Raw genomic sequence first — 14,958 nt, forward strand, 5'->3', positions numbered from 1 at the left:
TTGCCGTATAAAAATATTTCATTTAATGATTTTTTTGATACTATTTTCATTTATTTAAATGCTATATACAGCTAAGGTTACCCTAGCTGTATATATTAAATACTCAGGAATGATAACTGTTTATTTGATTACGGCGTTTCTGAAAGCTCTAATGCTAAAACACCTTCATATGTACCTGTGGTGGTTGACGGTGATTTATCAGCAACTATCTTCAACACAATATCTGTTGTTCCATTAGTCAAAACAAAATCTTGCCCTCCGGCTGTTATCGAAGCACCTGTCTGTATATTTTCGCCTCCTAGCGTCACTACATTAATTGGTAGTGTGCTCTGGTTGTCTGTATTATGTCGCAGCTGTAAAGCATTTTTAGCCCTAACATTAACACTCTTATTACCATTTCCCTTTAAAGTAACTGCTTGTGTATACATATACTTAGAGTCATCGTTAGGGTCGGCAGCAAGTTTTGCATTACTTAAATCGACACCAGCACTCTGTGGAATCATGTTTACTTTATGCGGAATTTCTGCCGTAACATTAATATCCATATCTACCGCATTAGCACTGCCACTAGCCAAGATAGCCATAGTCATCATTGAAAGTAGTGTCTTTTTCATCGTAAATATCCAATAGTCCGTTATGTGTTATACGAGAGCCTTATCCATAAATGGAAAGGAGTTAATAATACGAATGGCTTATATGTGTATGTGGCAATGATAACGAGGGCGTTAAGTAGTTGCGTTAATACACCCATCCGTAAGCCGGAAAGAACACTAGCATTTTAAATGTCATTATTTCAAGTAAGAGTTAGTCCTATTTTATTGGGTTCAAATTATTCTATTATTCAATATGATAAATAATCTATCATTATGCTTTGTGGATGTTATTAATGATTGGTTGGTATTTAAGTTAAATTAACTTTGAAATTATCTTCGTGGCGGGTTTGTTTTTTAAGGAAATAAATAGTCATTATTCACTAATAAGTGTTATTTAAAACGCTAACCTGTCTGACACATATTTGACTCGGTATTTTCATTGTTTTGTCACTTTTCTGTAATGTGAAGGTTATATTTCTGTCATGAAAAGGTGTCATGTTTGCTTCCGAACAAAAACTGATTTATTTCGCTCATCCGCGTAATTCATTGAGATGAGCCATACAGATTTATTCAGGGGCCAGATATGTTTAACAATACTGTTCGTAAAACGTCGATTTGTGTTGCGCTGACTTTGGCATTCAGTGCCAATGCGATGGCGGTAACTGAAATTCCTTTCTGGCATTCAATGGAAGGGGAGTTAGGCGTAGAAGTTAACTCGTTAGCTGATCGCTTTAACCAGTCGCATAGCGATTATAAAATTGTGCCGGTCTATAAAGGCAACTACGAACAAAATCTGGCGGCGGGTATTGCTGCTTTCCGTTCAGGGAAAGCACCAGCTATTTTGCAGGTTTATGAAGTTGGTACCGCCACCATGATGGCGAGTAAGGCGATTAAGCCGGTATTCCAGGTATTTAAAGACGCCAATATTAATTTTGATGAATCAGTTTTCGTCCCAACGGTTGCGGGTTATTACACTGATGCTAAAACTGGCCACTTATTATCTCAGCCATTTAACAGCTCCACGCCGGTGTTGTATTACAACAAAGATGCTTTCAAAAAAGCAGGTTTGAATCCAGATCAACCACCTAAAACCTGGCAAGAATTGGCCGAAGATACCGCTAAATTACGTGCCGCAGGATCAAGTTGTGGTTATGCCAGCGGCTGGCAGGGGTGGATTCAAATTGAAAACTTCAGTGCCTGGCATGGTCAGCCAATTGCCAGCCGTAATAATGGTTTTGATGGCACCGATGCGGTATTGGAATTTAATCAGCCTTTGCAAGTTAAGCATATTCAATTGCTGTCTGATATGAACAAGAAAGGTGATTTCACCTATTTTGGCCGCAAAGATGAATCGACTGCCAAGTTTTATAACGGTGATTGCGCTATTACCACCGCCTCTTCCGGATCACTTGCGGATATTCGCCATTACGCCAAATTTAATTACGGTGTTGGCATGATGCCTTATGACGCAGATGCCAAAAATGCCCCACAAAACGCCATTATTGGCGGTGCCAGCCTGTGGGTGATGGATGGGAAAGACAAAGATACTTATAAGGGCGTAGCTGAATTCCTACAATTCCTGACCCAGCCGGAAATTGCTGCTGAATGGCACCAGAAAACAGGCTACTTGCCTATCACCACCGCCGCTTATGAGCTGACCAAGCAACAGGGCTTCTATGACAAGAATCCAGGTGCTGATGTCGCCACTCGCCAAATGCTGAATAAGCCGCCATTGCCGTACACCAAGGGCTTGCGTCTGGGCAATATGCCGCAGATTCGCACGGTGGTAGATGAAGAGCTGGAAGGTGTTTGGACTGGCAAGAAAACGCCACAGCAAGCATTAGATACCGCTGTGTCACGAGGTGATGTGTTGCTGCGTCGTTTCGAGCAAGCCAACAAGTAATATTATTTGGCTACTTTACTTGCCAGTTTGGGTGAGATGTTTTGGTACCCAAACTGGCTGTATTCGTCAGGCCAATGACTCTGTGTTGCCATTAGCATTTTGTTCGATAAACGGTTAATTTTATGTCATCTTCCCGTCCCGGTTTTTCCTGTAGTTGGTTACCTTACCTGCTGGTATTACCGCAACTGGCTATTACCGCCGTTTTCTTCCTGTGGCCCGCCGGTGAAGCGCTGTGGTATTCAGTACAAATGCTCGATCCATTCGGCCTTTCCAGCGAATTTGTTGGGCTGAGTAACTTTATTGCGCTGTTTCACGATGAATACTATTTGGCCTCGTTTTACACCACACTGATTTTCAGTTCACTGGTGGCGGGGATAGGCCTGGTGGTGTCGCTATTTCTGGCGGCGATGGTGGATTATGTGCTGCGCGGCAGCCGTATCTATCAAACTTTAATGATTCTGCCTTATGCCGTAGCCCCCGCAGTGGCGGCAGTGTTGTGGATCTTTTTGTTCAATCCCGGTCTGGGGTTGATCACTCATTTTCTGGCTTCACTCGGCTACAACTGGAATCACGCCCAAAATAGTGGGCAGGCGATGTTTCTGGTGGTATTGGCGTCGGTGTGGAAGCAAATCAGTTATAACTTTTTGTTTTTCCTTGCTGCACTGCAATCCATCCCGCGCTCATTAGTTGAAGCCGCAGCTATTGACGGAGCCGGGCCAGTGCGCCGCTTCTTCAATCTGGTGTTGCCGCTGATTTCGCCAGTGAGCTTCTTCCTGCTGGTGGTGAATCTGGTCTATGCCTTCTTCGATACTTTCCCGGTCATTGATGCTGCAACCGGCGGTGGCCCGATGCAGGCGACCACCACCCTGATTTATAAAATTTATCGCGAAGGCTTTGCCGGATTGGATTTATCCAGTTCCGCCGCTCAGTCGGTTGTGCTGATGTTGCTGGTGATTGGCCTGACGGTTATCCAGTTCCGCTTTGTTGAGCGTAAGGTGCGTTACCAATGATTGAAAATCGCCGTGGGCTGGATATCTTTTGCCACGTCATGCTGATTATCGGCGTGCTGTTGATTCTGTTCCCGCTGTACGTGGCTTTTGTGGCGGCGTCTTTGGATGATACCCAGGTGTTTCAGGTGCCAATGACCCTGATCCCTGGGCCGCATTTATGGCAGAACATCAGCCATATTTGGCATGCTGGTGTGGGCAATAACAGCGCGCCTTTTGGGCTGATGTTGTTTAATAGTTTCGTGATGGCGTTGGCGATTACCGTCGGCAAAATCACGGTGTCAATGCTGTCTGCCTATGCCATCGTCTATTTCCGTTTCCCGCTACGTAATCTGTTCTTCTGGCTAATTTTTCTCACCTTAATGCTACCGGTGGAGGTGCGAATTTTCCCGACGATTCAGGTGATTGCCAACCTGAATATGTTAGATAGCTACACCGGCCTGACTCTGCCGCTGATGGCATCCGCTACCGCCACTTTCTTATTCCGCCAGTTCTTTATGACCTTGCCAGATGAGCTATTGGAAGCGGCGCGCATTGATGGGGCGGGCGCTATGCGCTTTTTCTGGGATATCGTTTTGCCGCTATCGAAAACCAATTTGGCAGCGCTGTTTGTTATCACTTTTATCTATGGTTGGAACCAATATCTCTGGCCAATCCTGATTACCAGCGATGCTTCTATGGGCACGGCGGTGGCGGGAATCAGAAGCATGATTTCCAGCTCAGGCGCTCCAACTCAGTGGAATCAGGTGATGGCAGCGATGATTTTGACTTTAATTCCACCGGTTGCGGTGGTCCTTTTGATGCAGCGTTGGTTTGTACGCGGTCTGGTAGACAGTGAGAAGTAATCTGATATGGCATGTTTAAAACTTCAGGCAGTAACCAAATCTTATGATGGCGTCACGCCAGTGATAAAGCAGATTGATTTGGATGTCGCTGATGGCGAATTCATCGTGATGGTCGGCCCGTCCGGTTGCGGTAAATCAACACTGCTGCGTATGGTCGCAGGGCTGGAACGCACTACCAGCGGGGATATCTATATTGATAATCTGCGGGTGACGGATTTGGAACCCAAAGATCGTGGCATCGCCATGGTGTTTCAGAACTATGCGCTATATCCCCATATGAGCGTGTTTGACAATATGGCTTATGGCTTGAAAATCCGTGGTTTTGGCAAAGAGCAAATTCGCCAGCGCGTAGATGAAGCCGCCCGTATTTTGGAACTAGAGCCACTGCTCAAACGCAAACCGCGCGAGTTATCCGGCGGTCAGCGCCAGCGGGTGGCGATGGGCCGTGCCATTGTGCGCGAACCGGCGGTGTTCCTATTCGACGAGCCGCTGTCCAATCTCGATGCCAAGCTGCGGGTACAGATGCGCCTTGAGCTGCAACAGTTGCATCGGCGGTTAAAAACCACCAGTTTGTATGTCACTCATGATCAGGTTGAAGCTATGACGCTGGCCCAGCGGGTGATTGTGATGAACAAAGGCGTGGCGGAGCAAATTGGCACGCCAAGTGAAGTGTATCAACGACCTGCGACTCTATTTGTTGCCAGCTTTATTGGCTCACCGGCGATGAATCTGTTAGCCGGCACCGTTAGCCCGGATGGGCGAGCCTTTATTCTGGCGGATGGAATGACCCTACCGCTGGAGGTGCCACGGCCACAATGGGCAGATCGGCGCTTGACCCTGGGTATCCGTCCGGAGCATATTCAGCACATGGTATCTCAGCCAACAGTATCTCAGCAAAGAACCGCAGCGCAGGGTGTGCCTATGACGTTATTAACGCTCGAATTGTTGGGGGCGGATAATTTAGCCCATGGTCAGTGGGGCGGGCAGAGTGTGATCGCCCGTTTATCCCATGAAGAGATGCCCGCGGCGGGCAGTATATTGCATTTGTATCTGCCTCCTGCGGCGCTGCACTTTTTTGATTCAGAAAGCGGACTACGGATGGAATCATGAGTAAAAACTGGCCTTATCCAACTATTGTGGCTCATCGCGGTGGCGGTTCATTAGCGCCAGAAAATACTCTGGCGGCGATTGATGTAGGCGCGCGTCACGGCCACAAAATGATTGAGTTTGATGCCAAGTTATCGCAAGACGGCCAGATATTTCTGTTGCATGACGACACACTGGAGCGCACCAGCAATGGCTGGGGGGTGGCCGGAGATTTGCCCTGGGAAAAGCTGATTCAACTGGATGCCGGTGATTGGTATAGCACCGCATTTCGTGGTGAGCGCCTGCCATTGCTCTCTGAGGTGGCGGCCCGTTGTGCCCAGTATGGTATGGCGGCAAATATTGAAATTAAACCGACCACCGGGACTGAAACCCCGACTGGCCGTGCCATTGCTTTGGCTGCTCGCTTATTATGGCAAGGTCAGGCGATTCCGCCGTTATTATCCTCTTTTTCGTATGAAGCATTAGCGGCGGCGCAGCAGGCAGCTCCTGAGTTGCCGCGTGGCTTATTGCTGGATAAATGGGATGATAACTGGCAAGCGATGACTCGCGAGTTGGATTGCGTTTCTTTGCATATCAACCACAAACAACTGACAGCCGAGCGGGTGGCGTTACTCAAAGCCGCCGGGCTGCGTATTTTGGTTTATACCGTCAACCAACCCGCGCGGGCGCAAGAATTGTTAAATTGGGGCGTTGACTGTGTCTGTACTGACCGTATAGATTTGATATATCCTCGTCCTTGAAGCTACAGGGGCGTTAGCTTGCCGGCTACCTGTAACTCCAATGACTTTGATATAAGCAGAACAGGAAACAGAGCGGTCAGCCATTCTTACATTTACGGGCTGACCAGGCCCGGTTTGACAGGAAGTGAACCATGCCCGCCTTTGTTATTTCGCTCTGGCACCAGATTGTTTTGTCTTCACCGCTGTTCGTTCTACTCGCACTGGGCTACGGTTTGGTTCGATTTGGTAAATGGCCATCCACAATTACTGATGGCCTGACCCGTTTTGTCTTCTCCCTCGCGTTACCTGCCATGCTGTTTCGTATGATGTGTGATTTCTCTGAGCGCCCGGCGGTGGATGCTCGCTTGCTGATTGCCTTTTTTGGCAGTTGTCTGGTGGTCTTTGTTATCGGGCGAATCATTGCCAGCCGGGTATTTCATCTGGATGGTGTGTCCGGCTCGGTCTTTGCCCTCGGGGGGATTTTTTCCAATAACGTGATGCTGGGGCTGCCCATTGCCACCATTATGCTGGGGGAAAAATCTATTCCCGCAGTGGCGTTGGTTTTGGTGTTTAACGGATTGATCTTGTGGACATTAGTCACTATCTCCGTGGAGTGGGCGCGCAATGGTTCGCCAACAATAGCCGGGTTTGCGAAAACCGCCCGTAGCGTACTGACTAACCCACTGATTATCGGGATCATATCCGGTACTTTATTTAGTCTGACCGGTTTGCAATTGCCGCAGTTTATCGACCAACCGGTCACTATGCTGGGGCAGGTGGCACCGCCGCTGTCATTGATTGTGCTGGGCATGGGGTTGGCGGAATATCGCGTGAGCGAGGGCTGGCAAATCAGCAGTGCTATCTGTTTTCTGAAGCTGATTGTGCAGCCGATGGTGATATGGGCGCTGGCGTGGACAATGAATTTACCCGTGCTGGAAACTCAGGTGGTGGTATTGCTCGGGTCAATGGCAACGGGTGTAAATGTCTATCTGATGTCGCGCCAATTTAATGTGCTGACCGGCCCTGCCGCAGCCAGCTTAGTGATGTCCACGGTGCTCGCGGCGGTGACGACCCCACTGATTCTGACCATTATTGGTGTCGGGATGTCTTAACCGCAGAAAATGCGTTTTCTCCTGCGAATGATATTCCTGACTGCGGATATCATTCGTTTGATTTATTATTAATCAAATGTAAACCTACTTCGCTAATAATTAGTGTCTAACATCCGTTACAATTACGCTTTATCACCTCAAAGAGCCAACTATTGTGTTGTTACTGGTTATTACCACTATCTTGTGGGCGTTCTCTTTTAGCCTGATTGGCGAATATCTGGCCGGCCAGGTAGATAGCTGGTTCTCGGTGTTGATGCGTGTCGGGCTGGCGGCACTGGTCTTCCTGCCTTTCCTGCGTTGGCGCAATATCAATTGGCGGGTGATTCTGCTGTACATGACGGTGGGCGCAATTCAGCTGGGTATCATGTATTTGTTCAGCTTCCGCGCCTATCTCTATTTGACGGTGCCGGAGTTCCTGCTGTTCACCGTCATGACGCCGCTGTATGTCACCTTAATCTATGATTTGCTGCGCCGTCAGCGCCTGCGGTGGGGTTATGCCCTCAGCGCTTTGCTGGCTGTAGCTGGGGCGGCAATCATCCGTTATGACCATCTCAGTGAGCATTTTTGGTGGGGATTGGTTCTGGTTCAGGCGGCAAACATCTGTTTTGCCATCGGGCAGGTGGGCTACAAACGGTTGATGGAAGTCCATCCTATCCCGCAGCATGTGGCATTTTCATGGTTCTACGTTGGTGCTTTGATAGTCGCTGTCATTGCCTGGTTTGCTTTCGGCAATCCACAAAAACTGCCCACCACGCCGTTGCAGTGGGGGGTGCTGGTTTGGCTGGGTGTCGGGGCCTCGGCCTTGGGCTACTTCATGTGGAACTATGGTGCGACACAAGTTGATGCTGGCACCCTGGGTATCATGAATAACGTGCATGTTCCGGCTGGGTTACTGGTGAATCTGGCTATTTGGCAAGAAAAACCCCATTGGCCCAGCTTTATCATTGGGGCAATTGTGATAATGGCCTCGCTATGGGTACACCGGCGTTGGGTCGCTCCGCATTCTTTACAAACGGCAGATTCTCGCAAGCGTGTTGCCGGGCCGAACGAATAAAAGCTTCAGTGACCGGTTGGCGCTGTTCTCCATCTCGGACGGCAGCGTATAACCGGCTCCACAAACCATTTCCCAGTGTTTTCGTCACCACCAGCCCCTGACGTTCGAAGCTCTCTACCACCCAGTGTGGCAGAGCGGCGATCCCCATTCGTGCTGAGACCATTTGAATCAGCAGCAAGGTGTTATCGACATTTTTCAACGCGGGATTGATCCCCGCCGGTTGCAGAAAATGCCGCCAGATATCCAACCGTTGGCGCTGCACCGGGTAAATCATCAACACTTCTTGTGCCAAATCTTCCGGCTCGATACGCGCTTTATTGGCTAATGGATGGTCAGGTGCCAATACCAAACGTACCTCAAAATCAAACATCGGCGAATAGTGCAAACCACTGCGCGGCAAAATATCGGATGTCAGCACCAGATCCAACTCCCCTTGCTGCAAGGCCGGTTGTGGGTCGAAAGTCACGCCTGATTTGAAGTCCATCGCCACTTGCGGCCAGCTTTTGTGGAAATTATCCAGCGCGGGTGTCAGCCACTGAATACAGCTATGGCATTCGATGGCGATACGCAGCGCAGTTTGGTGTGGCTCGTTGCAGGTTTGCAGCGCTTGCTTGATTTGTGGCAGCACTTGTTCCGCCAACTGCAACAGGATCTCACCTTGCGTTGTGAAACGTAACGGCTGGCTTTTACGCACAAACAGACGAAAACCCAAGCGCTGTTCCAGATCACTGAATTGATGGGACAACGCCGATTGAGTCTGATGAAGTTGTGTTGCCGCCGCAGCCAGTGAGCCGGTATTACGCAGAGCTTGCAGGGTGCGTAAGTGTTTCAGTTCGATCATGAGAGTCCTTCACAGTGACAGTGAGCAAATTGCGCTTGTGATTAATACAGTACCTGCTGATTATGGATGTGTAAACATCTGGATGGCTAAATGGGAAATAAGACGATGACAATTTTAAATCACACACTGGGTTTTCCGCGTGTAGGTCTGAAACGTGAACTGAAAAAAGCACAAGAAAGTTACTGGGCAGGCAACTCCACGCAAGAAGAATTGCTCAATGTGGGTCGTGAATTGCGCGCCCGCCATTGGCAACAGCAACAGCAAGCTGGCGTTGATTTAGTGCCAGTCGGTGATTTCGCCTGGTATGACCATGTTCTGACCACCAGTTTGCTGCTGGGTAATGTCCCGGATCGCCATCAGAATGCCGATGGTTCGATTGATTTAGATACCTTATTCCGCATTGGTCGTGGCCGGGCACCAACCGGTATACCGGCCGCTGCGGCAGAAATGACCAAATGGTTTAACACCAATTATCACTACATGGTGCCAGAGTTCCAACAAGGCCAGCAGTTCAAACTGGGCTGGACTCAGTTGTTAGATGAAGTGGATGAAGCACTGGCATTAGGTCACAAAATCAAGCCGGTATTGCTTGGCCCGGTAACGTATCTGTGGCTGGGTAAAGTGAAAGGTGAGCAGTTTGATCGCTTGTCATTATTGAAAGACATTCTGCCGGTTTACCAACAAGTGTTGGGCGAATTGGCCAAACGCGGCATCGAGTGGGTACAAATTGACGAACCGGCATTGGTGCTGGAATTGCCACAAGAGTGGCTGGATGCTTACCAACCGGCTTATCAGGCGCTGCAAGGCCAGGTTAAATTGTTGCTGACCACCTATTTCGACAGTATCGGTCATAACCTCGACACCATCCGCGCTCTGCCAGTGCAAGGGCTGCATGTTGATGTGGTTGCCGGTCAGGATGATATTGCTGAGCTGAATGCAAAATTGCCGCAAGAGTGGTTGCTATCACTGGGCGTTATCAATGGTCGTAACGTATGGCGTGCCGATCTGAGTCACTGGTTTGAGCGCTTGCAACCGCTGGTGAATAGCCGCCCACTGTGGCTGGGGAGTTCTTGTTCCTTATTGCATAGCCCGATTGATTTAAGTGAAGAAACACGTCTTGATGCCGAAGTGAAGAGTTGGTTTGCTTTCGCCCTGCAAAAATGTGCCGAACTGGCGCTGTTGACCCAGGCATTGAACGCACCAAGTGAAGCCAAACTGGCGGAGTTAGCGGCTTATAGTGCACCAATCCGTGCTCGTCGCGCTTCCAGCCGTGTGCATAATCCGCAAGTAGAACAACGTTTGGCGGCGATCACTGCACAAGATATTGAACGCCAACTGCCTTATGAGGCGCGCGCAGCTGCTCAGCGTAAGCGGTTTAATTTGCCAGCCTGGCCGACCACTACCATCGGCTCATTCCCACAAACCACCGAGATCCGTGGCTTGCGTTTGGACTTCAAGCAAGGCCGCCTGGATGGTAAAAACTACCGCACCGGTATTAGCGAACACATCAAGCAAGCTATTGCAGAACAGGAACGTTTGGGGCTGGATGTGCTGGTTCATGGTGAAGCTGAACGTAATGATATGGTGGAATATTTCGGCGAACATCTGGACGGTTTTGTCTTTACACAAAATGGGTGGGTACAGAGCTACGGTTCACGTTGCGTTAAGCCACCGGTGATTATTGGTGATATCAGCCGCCCTGAAGCCATTACCGTCGAGTGGGCTAAATATGCTCAATCCCTAACCGATAAACCGGTAAAAGGCATGTTGACGGGGCCGGTGACCATTCTGTGTTGGTCATTCCCACGCGAAGATGTCAGCCGCGAAACCATCGCGAAGCAAATTGCGTTGGCACTGCGTGATGAAGTGGAAGATCTGGAAAAAGCCGGTATCGGTATCATCCAGATTGATGAACCAGCGCTGCGTGAAGGCCTGCCTCTGCGCCGTGCTGACTGGCAAGCTTATCTACAGTGGGCGGTTGATGCTTTTAAATTGAATGCTGCGGTTGCGCAAAACGATACTCAGATTCATACCCATATGTGTTATTGCGAATTCAATGACATCATGGATTCCATTGCTGCGCTGGATGCTGACGTGATTACCATCGAAACCTCCCGCTCAGACATGGAACTGTTGGAATCATTTGAAGATTTCGCGTATCCGAATGAAATTGGTCCCGGCGTTTATGATATTCACTCGCCGAATGTGCCAAGTGTGGAATGGATTGAAGCTTTACTGCGTAAAGCGGCCCAGCGTATCCCGGCGGAACGTCTGTGGGTTAACCCAGACTGTGGCCTGAAAACCCGTGGCTGGCCAGAAACTCGCCAGGCTCTGGCAAACATGGTACTGGCGGCACAACGCCTGCGTGAAGAACAAGTCTGATTAATAACGATTTACTCTGTGTTGTGAGACTTTGGGCGCATATATTGCGCCCCTTTTTTATGGCAGTTATTTATCATCTTCGGTAATGGGATTAGCGGCGGCTCCGTGCTGCACAAACCAGTCAAGCATGCGCTGCCAGCCATCAAGAGCCGATTCTTCGTGATAGCTTGGGCGGTAATCAGCATTAAAGGCATGCCCTGCATCTGGATAAATAATGATTTCAGCATCCGCATTCGCTGCTCGTAATGCCTGACGCATGGTATCGATATGCTCTTGCGTGATACTACCGTCTTTACCACCATACAGCCCCAGCACTGGGGCGCTGAGGTCGACGGCAACATCAACCGGATATTTTGGCAGCAGTAAGGTTTTTTCTCCTACCAGTTTGCCATACCAGGCTGCTGCCGCTTTTAACTGCGGGTTATGAGCAGCATATAGCCATGCAATGCGCCCACCCCAGCAAAAACCAGTAATGGCTAGTTTGCTGGTATCGCCGCCGTGGCGCGATGCCCAGTGGGCGGTATGATCAAGATCCACCATGACCTGCCGATCGGGTACCTTACTCACCAGATTTTTAACTAACGCATTGATATCATCATATTCTTTGGCATCGCCTTGGCGGAAAAACAGCTCAGGAGCAATGGCCAGATAACCCTGCTTCGCCAATCTGCGGCAGATATCTTGAATGTGCTCATGCACACCAAAGATTTCTTGTACAACAATCACCACAGGATATGGCCCCGGGTGTTGGGCGGGTTTGGCAATATAAGCTGGTAACTCATCGCCTTGAGAAGGGATAGTGGTTTCTGTGCAATGAATACCTTGTTGATCGGTATGGCGGATCGTCGAGGCCAGAGGATCTACTGCGGGCGTGAATCCGCTTGTCGCCTGCCTGAGAGTCATAGATTGATCAGTTTTCATGGCGGTCTCCTTATGAAATGAGGAAAGTATGACTCGGTAAAGTCTTATTGGGTTGAGCTATCCATTGCCCTTGGTATTTGCTGTTGATGACTTTAACTATAGGTAATCTTTGGGATTAATGAGATGAGGTTTACAGTAATTAAGCATTTTATTGCGGCATGAGTATGGTAGATAAGTCAGTTGCTGATAAGAAGATATTCATCCAACATTGCTCAATGAGTCCTACTATTGTTATTCATATATAAATCATTACTGCGGTGGTGGTGTTTGTATGAAATTCAGGCTAGATAGTCTTAATGTGTGATTTTAGTCACATTTTTAATGTATTTGTATTTATCATTTCTTTTATCAAGGTGATTGTCGTCACGAAATTATGTGATGATTTTGAGTAAAGTATTCCTTTGTACCTCCCTATATTCCTAAATGATTCGAGTTGCAGGAAGGCGGCAAGTGAATTAATTCCGATGAGTTGCATAAGTAACTGATTCTGGAGATTAAACGTAGCCAACGCACATGCAGCTTGAAGTATGACGGACATAACATCTCTCATGAAAGAGGAGTCTCACACATGGCTAAATCCGACGTTTTTCACTTGGGCCTGACTAAAAATGATTTGCAAGGGGCGACTCTGGCGATCGTTCCGGGTGATCCACAGCGTGTTGAGAAAATCGCTAAATTGATGGATAACCCAGTGCATCTGGCTTCACATCGTGAATTTACTTCGTGGCGTGCCGAACTCGATGGCAAAGCTGTGATTGTCTGCTCAACCGGTATCGGTGGCCCATCAACTTCTATTGCGGTTGAAGAGTTGGCACAACTTGGTGTGCGGACGTTCCTACGTATTGGTACTACAGGTGCTATTCAGCCACATATTAATGTTGGTGATGTATTGGTCACCACCGCAGCGGTGCGTTTAGACGGTGCCAGCTTGCACTTTGCACCAATGGAATTCCCAGCGGTGGCTGATTTTGATTGCACCACGGCATTAGTTAACGCGGCTAAATCAGTCGGCGCGACGACTCATATTGGCGTTACCGCTTCTTCCGATACTTTCTATCCAGGGCAAGAACGTTACGATACCTACTCTGGCCGTGTTGTTCGCCGCTTTAAAGGTTCCATGGAAGAGTGGCAATCTATGGGCGTGATGAATTATGAAATGGAATCGGCCACTTTGCTGACAATGTGTGCTAGTCAGGGCCTGCGTGCCGGTATGGTCGCTGGGGTGATTGTTAACCGCACCCAACAAGAGATCCCGAATGAAGAAACCATGAAAGCAACTGAAAGCCACGCAGTAAAAATTGTCGTTGAAGCAGCTCGTCACCTGCTGTAATACAGACGGCTTATGGGTGTAACCCGCAATAAGCGAATCAATGAATACCAAATGAGCGGGTCAGTTTACTGGCCCGTTCTTTTTTTCGGCTGATTATCTGTTAATGTCGTAGCTCTTATAATGGACAGTAAAATAAGAGGAAAATATGACGACACCTGCTCTATCTCATCCTTCACTACTGCCACTGGATGGTGGTATTAACTTTCGTGATCTCGGTGGTAACGTCGTTGCAGATGGCCGGCGTATTAAGCGCGGGTTATTGTTTCGTTCAGGATCACTTGACCGTTTGAGCACCAAAGATTGTGCTGTTCTTAGCAGCGGTTCTGTCGCACAAATCCTTGATTATCGTGATGCGGATGAGGTTCAGGCCAAGCCTGATATTGTGTGGCAAGGGGCCAGTTATCACAATATTCCGGCCAACCCCCTTAGCAGTGAGGTTAACGCCAATCTGGAAAAACTGACTAACGAGACGTTAGCAACATTTGATGCCAGAGCTTTCATGTTAGAGCTGTACCGTCGCCTGCCATTTAATAATCAAGCTTATAAACAGTTAGTCAGTTTGCTACAAAATAGTGCTTCACCAGAGCATGCGGCTGCTGGCGTGGTACAGCATTGTGCCGTCGGGAAAGACCGTACTGGAGTGGGTTCGGCTTTGGTGTTGTTTGCTTTAGGCGCTGATGAATCGACGGTATTGGAAGATTACCTGTTAACTGAAACAACACTGGCACCTTTCCGTGAACACATGCTGGCGGAATTGGCATTAAAACTAAATTCTCAGGCGCTAGGGCAGTTTGCATTTGTATTGTCGGCTCGAGAAGAGTTTATTCAAACCGCACTGCGATGTATTCAAGAGCGGTATGGGAGCCGGGAGCAATGGCTACAGCAGGAATTTGGTCTTGGCGGCATTGAGCGCGAAAAGTTGCAGTCGTATTTCCTGGAGTAATGGTTTCCCAAGAGAGTGATATTCTCATTTCTCCTGTATTGAGCCATCACTAATTGGCTGAAGTTAATGACAAAGTGCCCGTAACGCTGAAAACAGGTAGATCGTAAAGACGCCGTAGACCCTTCCCTGGAGGCTCGAGCCGCGCCGTCCCTGGCGCGGACGCTTTACTCTTCTACCTGCCTTCACCTTGCAAGATCGAGT

General features: G+C 48.6%; 13 protein-coding genes. 10 read left to right on the forward strand and 3 right to left on the reverse strand.

Annotation, left to right across the window (positions count from 1 at the left end):
• Positions 1-128 precede the first annotated feature (128 nt).
• Positions 129-614, reverse strand: coding sequence for a CS1 type fimbrial major subunit (locus HU019_RS02735; RefSeq protein ID WP_174848160.1), 486 nt, complete (start codon positions 612-614; stop codon positions 129-131).
• Positions 615-1,176: 562 nt separating this feature from the next.
• On the opposite strand from HU019_RS02735, the gene ugpB reads away from it, so the two are divergent.
• The 7 genes from ugpB (at position 1,177) to HU019_RS02770 (ending at position 8,340) form a co-directional block, all read left to right on the forward strand.
• Positions 1,177-2,496, forward strand: a complete 1,320-nt coding sequence (gene ugpB, locus HU019_RS02740) for a sn-glycerol-3-phosphate ABC transporter substrate-binding protein UgpB (protein ID WP_174848161.1) — start codon at positions 1,177-1,179, stop codon at positions 2,494-2,496.
• A gap of 122 nt (positions 2,497-2,618) precedes the next feature.
• On the forward strand, positions 2,619-3,506 hold the full coding sequence (gene ugpA / locus HU019_RS02745; RefSeq protein WP_004703935.1) for a sn-glycerol-3-phosphate ABC transporter permease UgpA: 888 nt from the start codon (positions 2,619-2,621) through the stop codon (positions 3,504-3,506).
• A complete protein-coding gene (gene ugpE, locus HU019_RS02750) occupies positions 3,503-4,348 on the forward strand; it encodes a sn-glycerol-3-phosphate ABC transporter permease UgpE (RefSeq protein ID WP_019080159.1) in 846 nt (281 codons plus the stop codon). Before ugpA ends, ugpE begins: the two co-directional genes overlap by 4 nt.
• Before the next feature lie 6 nt (positions 4,349-4,354).
• Positions 4,355-5,458, forward strand: coding sequence for a sn-glycerol-3-phosphate import ATP-binding protein UgpC (locus tag HU019_RS02755; RefSeq protein ID WP_174848162.1), 1,104 nt, complete (start codon positions 4,355-4,357; stop codon positions 5,456-5,458).
• Positions 5,455-6,195 carry a glycerophosphodiester phosphodiesterase gene (ugpQ, locus tag HU019_RS02760; RefSeq protein ID WP_174848163.1) on the forward strand — a complete coding sequence of 247 codons (741 nt, stop codon included), beginning with the start codon at positions 5,455-5,457 and terminating at the stop codon, positions 6,193-6,195. The genes HU019_RS02755 and ugpQ overlap by 4 nt, the downstream gene beginning before the upstream one ends.
• A 131-nt stretch (positions 6,196-6,326) precedes the next feature.
• Positions 6,327-7,286: an AEC family transporter gene (locus HU019_RS02765; RefSeq protein ID WP_174848164.1), complete on the forward strand. Its 960-nt coding sequence runs from the start codon at positions 6,327-6,329 to the stop codon at positions 7,284-7,286.
• Positions 7,287-7,440: 154 nt separating this feature from the next.
• The gene (locus tag HU019_RS02770; RefSeq protein ID WP_174848165.1) at positions 7,441-8,340 is read left to right on the forward strand and encodes a carboxylate/amino acid/amine transporter; all 900 of its coding nucleotides are present in this window, start codon (positions 7,441-7,443) and stop codon (positions 8,338-8,340) included.
• On the opposite strand, the gene metR is transcribed toward HU019_RS02770, so the two are convergent.
• Positions 8,228-9,181, reverse strand: a complete 954-nt coding sequence (metR, locus tag HU019_RS02775; protein WP_174848166.1) for an HTH-type transcriptional regulator MetR — start codon at positions 9,179-9,181, stop codon at positions 8,228-8,230. The genes HU019_RS02770 and metR overlap by 113 nt on opposite strands.
• Positions 9,182-9,286: 105 nt before the next feature.
• Here metR and metE point away from each other — a divergent pair, with 105 nt between their 5' ends.
• The gene (gene metE / locus HU019_RS02780) at positions 9,287-11,563 is read left to right on the forward strand and encodes a 5-methyltetrahydropteroyltriglutamate--homocysteine S-methyltransferase (protein ID WP_174848167.1); all 2,277 of its coding nucleotides are present in this window, start codon (positions 9,287-9,289) and stop codon (positions 11,561-11,563) included.
• A 66-nt stretch (positions 11,564-11,629) separates the two neighbouring features.
• Here metE and HU019_RS02785 read toward each other — a convergent pair whose 3' ends face one another.
• Complete coding sequence (locus HU019_RS02785; RefSeq protein ID WP_174848168.1) at positions 11,630-12,484, reverse strand: dienelactone hydrolase family protein; 855 nt, start codon at positions 12,482-12,484, stop codon at positions 11,630-11,632.
• A 568-nt stretch (positions 12,485-13,052) separates the two neighbouring features.
• Between HU019_RS02785 and udp the strand changes: the two genes are divergently transcribed.
• Complete coding sequence (udp, locus tag HU019_RS02790; RefSeq protein WP_019080151.1) at positions 13,053-13,814, forward strand: uridine phosphorylase; 762 nt, start codon at positions 13,053-13,055, stop codon at positions 13,812-13,814.
• A 145-nt stretch (positions 13,815-13,959) separates the two neighbouring features.
• Entirely contained in the window at positions 13,960-14,757 is a 798-nt protein-coding gene (locus HU019_RS02795) for a tyrosine-protein phosphatase (RefSeq protein ID WP_174848169.1), read from the forward strand.
• Positions 14,758-14,958: the final 201 nt, after the last annotated feature.

The sequence above is a fragment of the Yersinia artesiana genome (genome assembly GCF_902726545.1).
Taxonomy (GTDB): Bacteria; Pseudomonadota; Gammaproteobacteria; order Enterobacterales; family Enterobacteriaceae; genus Yersinia; species Yersinia artesiana.

What these genes read in the sequence shown, in the direction of transcription:
- HU019_RS02735 (WP_174848160.1), bottom strand. Translation starts at nt 614, where the DNA reads ATGAAAAAGACACTACTTTCAATGATGACTATGGCTATCTTGGCTAGT.
- ugpB (WP_174848161.1), top strand. Translation starts at nt 1,177, where the DNA reads ATGTTTAACAATACTGTTCGTAAAACGTCGATTTGTGTTGCGCTGACT.
- ugpA (WP_004703935.1), top strand. Translation starts at nt 2,619, where the DNA reads ATGTCATCTTCCCGTCCCGGTTTTTCCTGTAGTTGGTTACCTTACCTG.
- ugpE (WP_019080159.1), top strand. Translation starts at nt 3,503, where the DNA reads ATGATTGAAAATCGCCGTGGGCTGGATATCTTTTGCCACGTCATGCTG.
- HU019_RS02755 (WP_174848162.1), top strand. Translation starts at nt 4,355, where the DNA reads ATGGCATGTTTAAAACTTCAGGCAGTAACCAAATCTTATGATGGCGTC.
- ugpQ (WP_174848163.1), top strand. Translation starts at nt 5,455, where the DNA reads ATGAGTAAAAACTGGCCTTATCCAACTATTGTGGCTCATCGCGGTGGC.
- HU019_RS02765 (WP_174848164.1), top strand. Translation starts at nt 6,327, where the DNA reads ATGCCCGCCTTTGTTATTTCGCTCTGGCACCAGATTGTTTTGTCTTCA.
- metR (WP_174848166.1), bottom strand. Translation starts at nt 9,181, where the DNA reads ATGATCGAACTGAAACACTTACGCACCCTGCAAGCTCTGCGTAATACC.
- metE (WP_174848167.1), top strand. Translation starts at nt 9,287, where the DNA reads ATGACAATTTTAAATCACACACTGGGTTTTCCGCGTGTAGGTCTGAAA.
- HU019_RS02785 (WP_174848168.1), bottom strand. Translation starts at nt 12,484, where the DNA reads ATGAAAACTGATCAATCTATGACTCTCAGGCAGGCGACAAGCGGATTC.
- udp (WP_019080151.1), top strand. Translation starts at nt 13,053, where the DNA reads ATGGCTAAATCCGACGTTTTTCACTTGGGCCTGACTAAAAATGATTTG.
- HU019_RS02795 (WP_174848169.1), top strand. Translation starts at nt 13,960, where the DNA reads ATGACGACACCTGCTCTATCTCATCCTTCACTACTGCCACTGGATGGT.